Source organism: Amycolatopsis sp. NPDC005003 (assembly GCF_053600695.1).
In genome coordinates this window covers 73458-88487 of the sequence record NZ_JBSGAI010000021.1, presented here as the reverse complement: position 1 = coordinate 88487, position 15030 = coordinate 73458, and the positions used below count along the sequence as shown (strand labels likewise).

Genomic DNA, 15030 nt, shown 5'->3' with positions numbered 1-15030 from the left:
GTCCTGGTCGCGCCGCGCAGAGCGGGGTCATGATTCGCCGGCGTCACCGGTCACCTCCCGGGCAGCCCGTCGGATCAGCTCGGCCAGCTGTCCGACGTTCGGTTGGTGCAGGACGGTCTCGTGGGTTCCCGGCACCTCGTGGTCGACGACCCGGTCCGCCCAGCGCTGCCAGCCGAGTCCCGGCTCGGCCGTACGCCCGGCGGTGCGGTAGACGTGCACCGTGCCCGGGTAGTGGCCGAGCCGGTCGGGTGTCGCCAGCCGGAAGATCCGCCGCTGCACCATGAGCAGCCGGGCGATGCGGTCCTCCTGGTCGGCAGGCACGAGGCCGTGTGCGCGCAGCCACTTCGCGACGATCGGGTGCCGGTCGGCGAAGGGCTCGGTGACCATCTCGGGGGGCGGTGACGCCAGATCGGCCCGCGCTGTCAGCTCCGGCCGGTCGAGCAGGGCAGCGAGCAGCGTGCGCGAGTGGGGATCGGCGCCTGCCCCCGCCGGTGGTGCGTCGGCCTCGATCACCCCGACGTACTGGACTCGCTCGCCGGCCAGCGTCAGCAACCGGGCTACCGCCACGCTGAGGATGCCACCGGCGGACCAGCCGCCGATCCGGTACGGGCCCCTCGGTTGCACGGACCGGATCTCCGCGACGTACCGGGCGGCCAGTGCGTCCAGGTCGGTGTAGGAGTCGATGCCCTCGAACAGCATCGGCGCTTGCAGCCCGTAGGAGGAGGTGCCCGGGCCGAGCAGCCGTGCCAGGTCGTGGTAGCACAGCACGGTGCCGCCGAGCGGGTGGATCCAGAAGAACCTGGCGTCGGGGTTCTCGTTGTCGCGCAACGGGATGACGACGGAATCCGCGCGCTGTCCCCGCGTCCCGTTGATCAGCTCCGCCTGCCGCTCCACCGTGGCCGCTTCCAGCACCGCGTGCAGGGCCAGGTTGATCCCGAGCTCGCGCTGCACGGCGCTCACGAGATGGATGGCCAGCAGGGAATGGCCGCCGAGGTCGAAGAAGCTGTCCGACACACCGACGGGCTCGACACCCAGCAGGCGTTGCCAGAGACCGGCCAGCGTGGCCTCGGTCGTGTCCCGCGGGGCGAGGTAAGGGGTCGAGAGCGCCGGCCGGGGGTGCCGTTCGAGGTCGCGCGGCTCGGGGTCTGCCTGCCAGGTCGCCTCGACCCACCGGGCCCGACGCTGGTCGAGGTCGCCGGTGGACACGATGGTCTGCGCAGCGGGCCGGCCGCGCAACAGGCGCGAGAGCACCTCGGCGCCGTCCTCGGTGGTGAGCGCCAGCTCGGCGAGGGATTCGCCGAGCTGGGCCGATGCGTCGCCGGCTGCCGGGGGCAGCCAGCCTTCCCAGTTGACGGCCGACCACGGCACGCCCGTTCGCCTGCGCTGGTCATGGGCGAACAGGTCCAGGTGCGCGTTGGCCGCCGCGTACGGGCCGAAGCCGACACCGCCGAGGATCGGCGTCAGCGATGAGTTCAGCACGACGAAGTCCAGCGGCCTGCCCGCCAGCGCGGCGGCCAGTGCGCGGACGCCGTCCACTTTGGCGGCCAGCTGAGTGTTCACGGCGTCCTGGTCCAGCAGGTCAAGTGGCACCATCGGCCCCTGGGACACGGTGCCGGCGCTGTGGAAGACGCCGTCGACGCGACCGAATGCGTGCTCCGCCGCGGCGACCGTCCGGTGGACGGCCGCGGGATCGCAGAGATCGGCGTCGACCGTCAGCACCTCCGCGCCCAGTGCCTCCAGCTCACGCACGACACGGATGCGGTGCGCGGTGGACTCGGCGTCCGGGTGCACCGCGAGCGGGCCGTCCCAGTCCCGTCGCGGGGGCAGGGCCGTGCGGCCGGCGAGCACGAGCCGGGCGGACACCGTGCGCGCGAGGTGCCGGGCGAGCGCCGCGCCGACCGTGCCGAAACCACCGAACAGCAGGTAAACCCCGCGCTCCCGGAGCAACGACGGCCCGGTGTCGTGAAGGTGGGTTCGGTGGTACCGGCACTCCCAGCGGTCTCCGTCCCGGTAAGCCACGTCGGCGTGCGTGCGGTTGGCGGCGGTGACCTCCGTGACCAGCTGTTCCACCAGCCGGTCCGGGGCGCCGGTGGGCAGCACGACGTCGACCGCGTGGCACCGCACTTGCGGAACCTCCTGTGGGATCACCCGGCAGGCCGCGATGGCCATCGCGTGCTCGGGGACGAGTTCCGGCTCGCCGGACAGCGCCTGCGCGGCGTGGGTGAGGACGGTGAGCGTGACGGGGGTGGTGACCTGGCCGTTGGCGAGTCCCCTGGCGAGGAACAACGGGCTGTGGGCGGCTCTCGCCCGGCGATCCGCCGGCGTGTCCGCTGTGGCACAGAGGCTGTGCACCCAGTGCGGTGGGACCGAGCCGAACTGGTCGCGCAGCACCGCGACCAGCTTCTCCGCGTCGGTGTGGGAGGCCGGGTCGATCGTGAAGTGCTGGGAGCTCAGCTGGTTGAACCCCGCCGCAGGCGTCACTGTCACCACGAGGTGTCCCGCCGCCGTCAGCCGAGCGGCGAGTCGCGCGCCGAGGGCGTCGGCATCGGCGTCGGTGACGATCAGCCACGACAACGGATCTCCGGCGACGCCGGCCGGCACGGGGGTGCGGGTCCAACCCACCGTGTAGAACCAGTTGCCGATGTCGGTGCGCCGGATGTCCTTCGTGACCTCGGGTTCGGCGTCCGGCGGGTCGATCCAGTGCCTTGTCCGCCGGAACGGGACGGTCGGAAGGACGATCCGGCGACCGGCCCCGTGGTCATAGGTGGCCTGCCAGTCCACCGGCACCCCCGCGCGCCACAGGCCGGCCAGCACGTCGAGTCCGGTCGCGTCGGGAGGTGGTGCCGAGAGGTCCAGCACAACAGAGCCGAGCTCCTCGTCCGAGAGCGGCACGGACGTCGCGCTGTCCCGGCACTCCCGCGCCCAGAATTCCGGGTCACGGGCGTCGTCGTCGGTCAGCCAGGCACCGTCCCGGTCGCTCATGACCGGGATCGCCGGCGCGGTGAGCTCGACGCCGGCGAGGACCTCCGCGACCGCGCCGGAGCGGATCGCCTCGAACGCAGCCGGCACCGGGAGTACACCGGCGAACGCCGCCGCGACCAGGCAACCGGCGCCGGTGCCGAGGACGGCGACCGGTGCGGCGCCGACCTCCGCGAAGGCACGGGCGGCCGCGAACTGCAGGGCCAGCGACGTGACCGGGGAGGACAGCACCGCGCCGGCGAGGGAGTCGCGCAGGGCAGCCGCCTCGGTGGCGAGCAAGTACGCGGCGCTGGCCTCGATTTCCCGGGCGAACCCAGGGAGCCCTTCGCCGATGGCGACCATCCGCATCGCCACCGCCGGGGCGGCCGGGCCGAACCGGAGCACGACGCCGGCCTGCGCGTCGTCGTCCACCACAGCGGTCTCGGCGTCCCGGAGCAGCAGCTTCGCAGCCTGCTCGGTCGTGTGCGCGACGACCGTGCGCCGGTTGGCCCGGTGCGGCCGTCCGGTGTGGAGGGTGTGGGCGACGTCGCGCAGCGGCGTGTCCGGGTGCCGGGCGAGGTGCGCGGCGAGCTCTGCCGTTGCCACGTCGAGCGCTTCCGGCGTGTGCGCGGACAGCGTGACGACGTGCCGCGTCTCCGCGGCGGGCGCTGCGGGCAGCTCCGGCGCCTGCTCGATGATGACATGCGCATTGGTGCCGCCCATGCCGAAACTGCTCGTGCCGGCACGGCGGGGCGTGCCGTCCCAGGGCGTGGTCTCGGTGGGCACGTGGAAGGACCCGTCGGCGAGCGTCGTGTCGGGGTTCGGTGCCGTGAAGTGCAGGGTGGGTGGGATGGTCCCGTGCTCGACGGCGAGGACCGACTTGATGAGCGCGGTCACGCCCGCGGCGGCGTCGAGGTGGCCGACGTTGCTCTTGACCGACCCGAGCGCGATGCGGCCACCGGTGCCGTAGGCCTCGGTGAGCGCGGCGAGCTCGATGGGATCGCCCAGCGGTGTCGCGGTTCCGTGCGCTTCGACGTACCCGATGGTCTCCGGGGCGGCTCCGGCGGCGCGCAATGCCGCCCGGATGACGTCCCGCTGGCCGTGCACACTGGGTGCGGTGTAGCCGACTTTGGCGGCGCCGTCGTTGTTGGTGGCGGTGCCGGTGATGATGGCGTGGATGTGGTTGTTGTCGTGGTGTGCGTCGGTGAGTCGGCGGAGGACGACGATGCCTGCTCCGCTGCCGGGGACGGTGCCTGCGGCGTTGGCGTCGAAGGGGCGGCAGTGCCCGTCCGGCGAGGCGATGCCGCCTTCGTGGTGGACGTAGCCCCGGGCCGGCACCATCACGGTCGCGCCGCCGGCGAGTGCGACGTCGCATTCGCCGTTGAGGAGGGCTTGTACGGCGAGGTGGACGGCGACGAGTGAGGTGGAGCAGGCGGTTTGGACGGTGACGGCGGGGCCGCGGAGGTCGAGTTTGTAGGCCACCCGGGTCGCGGCGAAGTCCTTGTCCACCGACAGCACGGCTTGGAACCCGCTCATCCCGTCCAGCCGCCCGGCGTTCGCGCTGGGCAGGATGTTGTTCCAGAGGTAGTCACCGAACCCGATCCCGGCGAAGACACCGATGGTGCCGGGGAACTGGCCGGGGTCGAGTCCGGCTCGCTGGAGCGCCTGGGTGGCGACTTCGAGGAGCAGGCGCTGTTGCGGGTCGAGGAGTTCCGCCTCCCGTGGGGAGTAACCGAAGTACTGGGCGTCGAACAGGTCGACGTCCTCGAGCCGCCCGGTGCGGGGGACGTAACCGGGTGGGGTGGGACGGCGGGGTTCCAGGGTGGAGATCGTTTCGCGGCCGTGAACGAGGTTGTCCCAGAAGTCTTCGACGGTGTTGGCCCCGGGCACCCGGCACTGCATCCCCACGATCGCGACTCGGCGGTCCATCCGGGCGGCCGGCTCGGTGACCGGTTCCGTCCGTGCGGGAGCAGGACCACCGCGCAGGTGTTCGGCGAGCAGCCGGACGGTCGGGAACCGGAAGAGGTCGACTACGGGAACGGCGCGGCCGAGCGTGGACTGCAACATGGCGCGCACGCGGACGAGCTGCAGCGAGTGACCGCCGAGTTCGAAGAAGTTGTCGGTCCGGCCGACGCGGTCCAGGCCGAGCACCGCCCCCCACACCTCGGCGATGGTCGTCTCGACCGCATCCTCCCGCACCGGGCCGGCCGGTGGCTGTGCGTCGGCAACCGGGTCCGGCAGTCGCGGCCGATCCACCTTCCCGTGCGGATTGAGCGGGAAACGGTCGAGCACGACGACCTGCGCCGGGACCATGGCTCGGGGAAGCAACCCCGCCAGGTGAACGCGTACCGCCGCGGCGGCGAGGTCGGCACCCGTCGCCGCCGTCACGTAGCAGATCAGGTTCGGATCCCCGGACGCGTCGCGTCGCACGACGGCGACCGCCTCCGCGACACCGGTGCACGTGCGGGCCGAAGCTTCGACCTCGCCGAGCTCGATGCGTACTCCGCGCACCTTCACCTGGGCGTCGGCCCGCCCCAGGCACACCAGCTGACCGTCCGGCGACCACCGCGCGAGATCCCCGGTTCGGTACATCCGCGCACCCGGTACCTCGGCGTACGGATCCGGCAGGAACCGGCCGGCGGTGCGCGCGGGCAGCCCGGCGTAGCCGCGGGAGAGTGCCGCGCCGGCGACGTACAGGTCGCCCGTGGCGCCGATCGGCACCGGTTGTAGGTGTGCGTCGAGCACGTAGGCGCGGTTGTTGCCGATGGGGCGCCCGATCGGGGTCGGTGCCTGCTGGTCCGCGGTGGGGAACGCGGACACCGATGTGCACGAGGCCTCGGTGACCCCGTAGATGTTGATCACCCGGGTCACCGGCGGTAGTGCGTGCAGTGCGCGTGCCAGCTCGGCGGGCAGTGGCTCGCCGGCAAGGACCACCACCGCGACGCCGGACGGGAACTGCCCGGTTCGCAGCAGCTCCGTCGCGATCGACGGCACCGTGTGCAGCACCCGGGGCTGCCGCGCGTTGTCCGCCAGCACGAGCGCGCTGGGCGCCACCAGCAGGCTCCCGCCGAACGAGAGCGGGATGAACAGTTCCATCACCGAGAAGTCGAAGCCGATCGAGGTGGTGGCGGAGAACCCGGCCAGGTCTTCGTCGGAGAACACCCGCCGGCCCCAAGCCACCAGGTTGACGAGTCCCCGGTGTTCGTTCGCGGCCGCTTTCGGCGTGCCGGTCGAGCCCGAGGTGTACATCACGTAGCACAACTGGGCGCCGTGCATGGGCACAGCGGGGCGATGGCTCGGCGACCGGGACACCGCGGCACCGTCGAGATCGACGGTGGACACCTTGCCGGGCAACCGGTCGTGGAACTCGGCGTGGGTCACGACCACCGTGGTCCTGCTGTCGCGCACCATCAGCCGCAGGCGTTCCAGCGGGTACTCCGGGTCCAGCGGCAGGTATGCGGCACCGGCCTTCATCACCCCGTACAGCGCGACGAGCAGGTCGACATCCCTCCGGACGCACACACCGACCGTGGACTCGGGGGTGACGCCCAGGGAGAGCAGGTGGTTGGCGAGCCGGTTGGCGCGCTCGTCCAGCTCGGCGTAGGTGAGGCTGGTGCTCCCGTCGTGCACGGCGACCCGGTCCGGGTAACGGTCGACCGCCTGCTCGAGGCAACCGTGCAGCGTCGGGGCGAGATCGTCCGATGGCCTCGCGGTTGCGTTCCACGTCCGAAGGATCAGGTCCGCCTCGTCGGCGCTCACCGCCGGGTGGCGGCTCAGCGGCGTTTCCGGGGCGTCGGCGACGGCCCACGCCGTCGTCAGCACCCGGTCGCCGAAGCGGACCATCGTCGCCGCGTCGAAGAGCGCGGTGGCGTATTCGAAAACGCACTTCACCTCACCGTGCGGGTCTTCGAGCAGCACGACGTTGAGATCGAACTTCGCCGTGTCGTTGGCGACCATCTCGTAGTCGAGCTCCAGTTCGCCGAGCCGGATGTTCTCGGCGGGCGTGTTCTGCAGCACCACCATGATCTGGAACAGCGGGTTGCGGCCGGCGGCACGGGCCGGGGCGACAGCCTCGACGACGTTCTCGAACGGCACGTCCTGGTGTTCATAGGCGGCGAGGCAGGCGGCGCGGACCTGGCTCAGGTACTCGCGGAACGTGGGGTCGCCGGCGAGATCGGTCCGGATCACCAGGGTGTTGACGAAGAACCCGATGATGGTCTCCAGCTCGGAACGGGTTCGTCCGGCGATCGGGATGCCGACGCTGAGATCCGTAGCGCCGGTCGTCTTGGCGAGCACGGTCTTGATGACCGCGAGCAGCACCATGTAGAGGGTGGCGTGCTCCTGTTCGGCAAGCCGGCGCAGCCGCGCCACCAACGACGGGGGGAAGGTGAACGAGTGCCGGTCGCCTCGGTGGTCGGCGACATCCGGTCGCGGCCGGTCGGCGGGCAGCTCGGTCGGAGTCGCGTCGTCGAGCCGCTCCTGCCAGTAGTCGAGGTGGGCAGCGAACCTGCCGCCGGTCAGCTGTTCCTGTTGCCACACCGCGTAGTCGGCGTACTGGAGCGGCGCCTCCGGGAGGGCGGGGTTGCGGCCGGCCGTGTACGCCTCGTAGAGGAGGCGCAGCTCGCGGAAGTAGGTGTCCTGTGACCACGCGTCGGTGACGATGTGATGGGTGACGATCAAGAGCTGGTACTCGTCGTCGGCCAGCTGTAGCAGCGCCTGCCGCTGCAGCGGTCCGTGGCTGAGGTCGAACGGCCGGCGCGACTCCTCGGTGGTGAGCGTTACCCGTGCCCGTTCCCGCGCGTCCGCGTCGAGGCCGCGCAGGTCCACCACCCGCAGCGGCACGGTCAGATCGGCGATGACCTGGACGACCTCGCCGTCCTGCTCGCCGAACGAGGTGCGCAGCGTCTCGTGCCTGGCCACCAGCGTGTCCAGGGCCCGATCCAGGCTTGCGACGTCGAGCGGCCCCCGTAGCCGTAGACACATCGGAACCATGTAGAACGCGCTCGCCGGTGCGAGTTGCTGTGCCAGCCAGAGTCGTCGCTGCGCGTCCGAGCTCGGCATGACGTAGCGGTCGCCGCTCATGGGGCACCTCCTGCTGGCTTGCGTGCGGCGAGCATGAACATCTGGCCCGGCGCGTCCGGGACCGTCGCGCGGTACGCGAGGTCGAGATCGATCAGCTGTTGCAGGTCCACCCGGTGATCCGCGGGCGTGGCGACCTCGTGGCCGAGGAAGTCGGGGAAGACGCAAAAGGGTTCGATCCTGGCGACCGTGAGCCCGGCGCGGGCCACCTCCTCGGCGAGCCGCTCGCGGGTGCACAGGTTGCGCCGCAGCATCTCTTTCTGTTGCTGGGTGTACATGGCCAGGAAGTCGAGGTTGCGTGCGGTGGGATCCCAAGTGGAACAGATGAGGTGTCCCGAGGGGCGCAGCACGCGGACGACCTCGGCGAAGGCCAGGGGCAACTGGTCGGGCCTCAGGTGCGACAACGTGCCCATCATGCAGGTCACGAGGTCGAAGACCCCGTCGCGAAAAGGCAGCCGGGTCGCGTCGCCCACGGCGAGCGGCAGCGGATCCCGGCTGGACGAGCGGGCGTAGCGGATGGCCTCGAGCTCGAGGTCGACACCGAAGCTCTGGAAACCGAGCTGCCGGAGCACCCCGGGATAGCGGGCGGTCGCCGTACCGATGTCGAGCGATACGCCGTGGATGCCGGCCTCTTCGATACGGGCCAGGCTGTGCACGACGTCCAGCCACTTCTTGGCCTGGTCGCGTGGTGGTGCGAAGTCGTAGGTCAGGTAGGTCGCCAGTGACCGCCAGCGCGCCTCGCCGTTCGGCACGGTGTTCATGGCCGCGTTCACGAGTTTCCGGCCGCGCTGGAGCCGGGCGCGGTGCTCGGCGGTGCCCTGGGACTGCCGGGCATTGGCGGAGAACACCCGGTCGGCGGCGCTGTCCGCCGCTGCTGGGGACGGGACGTCCGGCCCGCGGTTTCCTGCCTCGGGGCCGGTGAGCTCCGCTGCCCGCCGCATCGCGTCGCGATGGGCGACGTTCCACGCCACGACGGTTTCGAAGACCGAACGCGCCGCGCCGATATCACCACGGTCCTGGTATTCGCGGCCGAGGTTGTACAAGGGCATGAGCCCGCCACGGCCGAGTGGGCGGCTGTGGACACGGCGGGCGCTGACCCTGGCCGCTTCCGGCATACCGAGCCGTTCGAAGCAGGCGCTCGCACTGATCAGCGCCTCGGCCGTGACGCCGGAGTCGGTCGAGGCGTGCTGGTAGTGCGCGATCGCCTCGTCGAACCGCCCCGCATCGCGCAGGAGATCGGCGAGCAGGAGCTCCGCTGAGCTCTGGGTGGGGCACCGGACCAGGTAGGACCGCAGCGCTTCGACGAATTTGTCCCGGACCGCATGGCGCGCTCCGGCCGGGCCGTCCTCGGTGAGCCGGGCGAAGCGATCTTGCCCGTATTCCAGCAGCCCGAGCTCGCTGTAGACACCGAGCATCGGTGCGAGGTCGGCCGTGTTCCCCTGGGCACAGGCCTGCTCGCACAGTCGCAGCTTCGCGAACGCGCTCGTCGTGAGCCGGTTCTCGAGGACCGACACGGAGCCGTCGCCGGAGCCGATGACCGCCACCGAGGCGTCCGCGCTGAGCGCGGTCGACCACACCTCGCCCTCCGTCGCGTACCGCCAGTACACCTCGCCGTCCGGCCCCATGAGCTGGACCCGCCCGTCCAGACAGCCGGTGAGCACCGGGCCGGGAGCGCTCGTCGCGGAGACCCCGCAGACCGGCCGGGTGGACACCGCTATCTCCACGGTTTCCCGGCCGTCGCGCAGGTCGACGATTCGTACCTTGCCGTCGCCGCACGCAACCGCCACGCGGCGGGCGCCTTCGGTGAACGCGACGTTGTAGAGCCCGGTGACGATGGGAAAGCGGCTGACTGAACCACGTGCGAAGTCGACCACGGACAACCCGTGGTCGGAGGCGCTCACGCAGACGCGGTCGCCTTCGGGGAGGAGCCGGATGCCGTAGCAGCCGTTGCCGTCGACGCGGACGGGCTCGTGCACTCGCTGGTATCCGGAGGTCGTCGCACGAAAAAGCCGCACTTCGCTGCGCCAGGTCGCGACGGCCAGCGTCCTCCCGTCCGCGCTGAGATCGACCCCCCGGACCGGCGCGGGCAGCGGCCGGTGGAACAGCTCCCGACCGGTGGCGTCGAACACGGTGACTGCGCCCGAGGCCGCGGTCGGCGACGCGGTGCCGACGGCGACCCGTGTGCCGTCGGCGGACAGACTCGTGCACCACGCCTCGCCCGTCAGCGGGCCTGACCGCCACACCGGGGTGCCGTCTGCGGTCAGGACGTGCAGGCGGCCATCGATGGACGCGGCGCTGATCCGCCGGCCGTCCTGGCTCACGGCCACGGAGATCACCGCGTCGCCGGCCGCGTACCGGACCCGCTCGACGAACGGGGCCCCGGCCCGCACAGGGCCGGCCCGCCCGCCGGGTTCCTTGACCGGTGAGGGGTACGTCAGCCGCTTCTCACCGTTGATTCCAGTGGTCACCGCTCGTCCCGCTCGTCGACGGCCGCTCGGTACCGCTCCCTCGGCACCGCCGGGATCGCGGTGGAGTCCGTGCGGTGCGCGGTTCGGTCGATCGCCGCGCGCACCAGAACCGCGACCTCCGCTACCGTCGGCCGCGTCAGCAGCTCGTGCATCGGCACCTGCACCCCGAAGGACTCGGTGATGCGCGTGAGCACACGCGTCGCGGTGAGGGAGTGCCCGCCCAAGCTGAAGAAGGTGTCGTACACGCCGATCGGGTCGATCCCAAGCAACCGTTCCCAGATCTCGACCAGCGTGTGCTCGGTATCATCGCGCGGCGCGACATACTCAGTCTGCAGTGCCGGCCGGGTGTGCCGGCTCGCGGGTTCGATCGATGAGGTCTCGTCTTCCCGCGGTACACCGGCGACCCACTGCTCGATCCGGTGGTGCAGGGGACCGGTTGACACGACCACCTGTGGCGGCAGGTCGTTGGCGAGGATCCGGCCGATGACCGTGGCCGCCTGGTCGTCGTCGATCAGGTACTCGCTGATGGTGACCGCGGACCGCGCGGCTTCGGCCGGATCGGCGAACGTCCAGCCTTCCCAGTTGATGGCCGTCCACGGAACGCCGGTGCGCTCCCGCTCGGCTTGCGCGAAGGCGTCGAGGTGGCAGTTCGCCGCGGTGTAGGGCAGGTACCCGATGCCGCCGAGCACGGAGGCGATCGAGGAGTTCAGCAGCACGAAATCGAGCTGCTTGCCCTCGAGCAGGTCGGCCAGCACCGCCACCCCGCCGACCTTCGACGCGAGATGTCGTCGGCACGTGGGGCGGTCGACCAGTGGCAACGGGATGCTGGGGCCCTCGGTGACCATGCCGGCGGAGTGGATCACTCCGGTCAGCGGACCGAACCTGCTCTCCACGGCGGCGATGGCGGTGGCCATCCGCTCGTGGGAGGTGAGGTCGGCGGTGACGGCCATGACTGCCGCGCCCCGACTTTCCAGAGCGAGGAGGTCGGCGATCGCGCGGTCGATCCGTTCGTCGTCACCCGGCTGCCACACCGGCCACTGCTGCGGTGGCGGCAGCTCGGTGCGCTGCACGAAGGCGAGCTTCACGCCCGGCACGGTCGCCAGGTGGCGGGCCACCGCCTGGCCGACCCGACCGAGACCCCCGACGAGCAGGTACACCCCACCGGGACGGACGTGTGCCGGCTCGCCATCCGCCAACCGGACGGGTTCGAAGACCTGCTCCCAGCGGTGCGCGCCTCGCAGTGCCACGGTTGCGGTGTGCGATCCGGAGCGGAGTTCGTCCGCAAGCCGCCGGCCGAGCTGCGCGCGCGACAGCTCCGCGGGCGCCAGGTCGATGGTCCTGGCCGTCACGTGCGGCAGTTCCTGACCGACGACCCTGCAGGCGCCGGCGACCACACCGTGCGCCGGGACGAGGCTTTGTTCACCGGCGACCTGCTGGGCGCCGGAGGTCACCACGACCAGTTCCGTCCTGCTCGCCTTGTCCCGGGCCCCGAGCGCTTGCGCGAGGTGCAGCAACCCGAGCAGGGCTGTCTCCGCGTCGAGTGGAGAACCGGTGACACACGTGAGGTCGGCGATCCGCGACGGGACGCCCGCCGTCGTCCGGTCGAGCACGTCCAGCAGCGCAGCGATGGTCTCCGGGGCGGCCGGGTCGTACACGTGGCGCTGTTCGGCGACCGTGCCGAACGAGCGACCCGGCCGTGCGGTCGCGACGACGACCTGGGACCCGGTGGCACGAAGCGCGGCGACGGTTGACTCACCGAGGTCGCCGTCGCCGGTCAGGACCAGCCACGGCGCCTCGCCCGTGTCGCGGTGGGGTAGCGACCGTCGCCATGACGGGAGGTAGAACCAGTCCGCGGGATCGGGCCGCATACCGGTCCCGGTCGCCGTCCCCGGGGTGGCGGCGTCGAGCCAGTACCGTTCGCGCTGGAACGGGTAGGTGGGCAGGACCACCCGGTTGGCGGTGGTCGCTTCCGGGAGGGCCGCCCAGTCGATGGGTACGCCCCGCAGCCAAAGCCGGCCGAGCGTGGTGCGCACGGTCTCCAGGTCGCCGGAGGCGTCGGTCCTGCCGGGCAGGCTCGGGAGGACGAGACCGTTCGGCGCGTCCTGCCGTGCGGGGTGCTGCATGGCGAGGCTGCCCAGGGCGGTGCCCGGTCCGATCTCGAGGATCGTCGGCCCGTCCGCCAGGCGCCACAGCTCGGCGAGGTTGTCGGCGAAGCGAACCGGCGTGCTGGTGTGCCGTGCGAAGTACTCGGGATCGGTCGCCTCCTCCTCGGTGAGCCACCCGCCGGTGACGTTCGACAGAATCGGCATCGTCGGTGGCCGGAGGTCCACCGTCGACAGGAAGGCGCGGAGTGGCTCGGTGACCGGCGAAAGCATCCGCGAGTGGAACGCGTGGGTCGTCGGCAGCCGCCTGCTGGCGACGCCGTCGTCGGTGAGTTTTTCGGTGAGCCTGTCGACCGCCTCAGCCGGTCCGGACACGACGGAGAGCAGTGGTCCGTCGAATGCGCCGATGACGAGGTCCGGCTCGGCCGCCAGGTGACCGGCCAGCTCGTCGGGGCCGGACAGAACGGCCAGCATCGCGCCCGCCGGCATCTCCTCGATCAGCTTCGCCCGGCGTGCCACCAGGGTGAGTGCCTGGTCGAGGGGCAGGACACCCGCCAGGCATGCGGCGACGAGCTCACCGACGCTGTAGCCGCCGACCGCGGATGGCACTGCGCCGTAGTGGATGTACAACTGGGACAAGGCGTAGTTGACCGCGAACGCCAGCGGCTGGGCCACGCTGGTGCGCCGCAGGTCGGTTTCCGGGATGCCCTCCTCGGCCATGGTCGAGGACAGGTCCACGTCGAGCGGCTCCGCCAGGCCCCTGGCACACCGGTCGAACTCCGTGCGGAACACGGCTTCCTGCCGGTACAGGTCGCGAGCCATCCCCTGGTATTGATCTCCGACGCCGGAGATGAGGAAGACCAGCGGGAAACGTGTGGCCGGTGCCTTTCCCGTGAAGACCCTCATGGGATCGCGGGATTCGAGGAGCTTCGCAGCCTGCGCCGTGGTGCCGGCCGTGACCGTCCGGCGCCACGGCAGTTGCGGGCGGCCGGCGTGCAGAGTGCGTGCGACATCCCGCAGCGGCAGATCGGGCCGCTGGGCGAGATGGGCGGCGAGGTCCGCGGTGGCCGTGTCCAGCGCTTCCGGCGTGTGCGCGGCCAGGGTGACGACCTGTGGCCGGTTTTCGTCCGGTGCGTCGGCCGGCGGTCGCCTCGGTGGTGCCTCGACGATGACGTGGACGTTGGTGCCGCCGATGCCGAAGCTGCTGACGCCGGCCCGGCGCGGGGTCCCGGCCGAAGGCCACGGCAACGCCTCGGTGGGGACGTGGAACGGTGTGGCGTCCAACGGGGCGGCGGGATTGGGCGACTGGTAATGCAGAGTGGGTGGGATGATGCCGTGCTCTACGGCAAGTGCCGCCTTGATCAGGGACACCACTCCGGAAGCCGCGTCGAGGTGGCCGACGTTGCTCTTGACCGAACCCAGTGCGACGGTGCCCGGTTCGGTGTGCGGGGCGAACGCGTCGGCCAGCGCGGCGATCTCGATGGGGTCGCCGAGCGGGGTCGCCGCGCCGTGGGCTTCCACATAGCCGACGGTGTCCGGAGGCGCCCCCGCCACGGCCTGCGCCTCGGCGATCACGGCGGCCTGCGCGCCCTTGCTGGGTGCGGTGTAGCCGACTTTGGCGGCGCCGTCGTTGTTGGTGGCGGTGCCGGTGATGATGGCGTGGATGTGGTTGTTGTCGTGGTGTGCGTCGGTGAGTCGGCGGAGGACGACGATGCCTGCTCCGCTGCCGGGGACGGTGCCTGCGGCGTTGGCGTCGAAGGGGCGGCAGTGCCCGTCCGGGGAGAGGATGCCGCCGTCGGTGACGTCGTAACCGCGGCTCAGGGTGAGCGACGCCCCGCCGGCGAGTGCGATGTCACATTCGCCGTTGAGGAGGGCTTGTACGGCGAGGTGGACGGCGACGAGTGAGGTGGAGCAGGCGGTTTGGACGGTGAGGGCGGGGCCGCGGAGGTCGAGTTTGTAGGCCACCCGGGTGGCCGCGAAGTCCGTGCTCCCGGACATGAGCAGCTGCAGGGCGGGCAGATCGGCGATCAGGTCCTGGTGGCTCAGCACGTTGTTGACCAGGTACGAGGAGAAGCCGACTCCGGCGTAGATGCCGATGGTGCCGGAGAACCGGGTCGGGTCGTGTCCTGCTCGCTGGAGTGCTTGGGTGGCTGTCTCGAGGAGCAGGCGTTGTTGCGGGTCGAGGAGTTCCGCCTCACGCGGGGAGTAGCCGAAGTAGCGGGCGTCGAACAGGTCAGTGTGGTCGAGGTGTCCGGTGCGGGGAACGTGGTTGGGGGAGACGGGCCGGTCGGATTGCAGGGTGGAGATGCTCTCGCGGCCGCGGACGAGGTTGTCCCAGAAATCCTCGACGGTGTCGGCGCCGGGCACCCGGCAGTGCATCCCCACGATGGCGACACCGATGCTGGTGTTGTTCATGCCGCTAC

The 15030-nt window shown here is 71.3% G+C and carries 3 protein-coding genes; all 3 read right to left on the bottom strand.

Annotated features, from left to right (window positions below):
• Nucleotides 1-27 precede the first annotated feature (27 nt).
• Genes ACWED2_RS24280 through ACWED2_RS24270 form a run of 3 tightly spaced genes read right to left on the bottom strand, consistent with a single transcriptional unit; the run spans nucleotide 28 to nucleotide 15022 of the window.
• Nucleotides 28-8040, bottom strand: a complete 8013-nt coding sequence (locus ACWED2_RS24280) for an amino acid adenylation domain-containing protein (RefSeq protein ID WP_449692780.1) — start codon at nucleotides 8038-8040, stop codon at nucleotides 28-30.
• Nucleotides 8037-10505: a methyltransferase domain-containing protein gene (locus ACWED2_RS24275; RefSeq protein ID WP_449692779.1), complete on the bottom strand. Its 2469-nt coding sequence runs from the start codon at nucleotides 10503-10505 to the stop codon at nucleotides 8037-8039. The genes ACWED2_RS24280 and ACWED2_RS24275 overlap by 4 nt, the downstream gene beginning before the upstream one ends.
• Nucleotides 10502-15022 carry a beta-ketoacyl synthase N-terminal-like domain-containing protein gene (locus ACWED2_RS24270; protein WP_449692778.1) on the bottom strand — a complete coding sequence of 1507 codons (4521 nt, stop codon included), beginning with the start codon at nucleotides 15020-15022 and terminating at the stop codon, nucleotides 10502-10504. Before ACWED2_RS24270 ends, ACWED2_RS24275 begins: the two co-directional genes overlap by 4 nt.
• Nucleotides 15023-15030: the final 8 nt, after the last annotated feature.

What these genes read in the sequence shown, in the direction of transcription:
- ACWED2_RS24280 (WP_449692780.1), bottom strand. Translation starts at nt 8,040, where the DNA reads ATGAGCGGCGACCGCTACGTCATGCCGAGCTCGGACGCGCAGCGACGA.
- ACWED2_RS24270 (WP_449692778.1), bottom strand. Translation starts at nt 15,022, where the DNA reads ATGAACAACACCAGCATCGGTGTCGCCATCGTGGGGATGCACTGCCGG.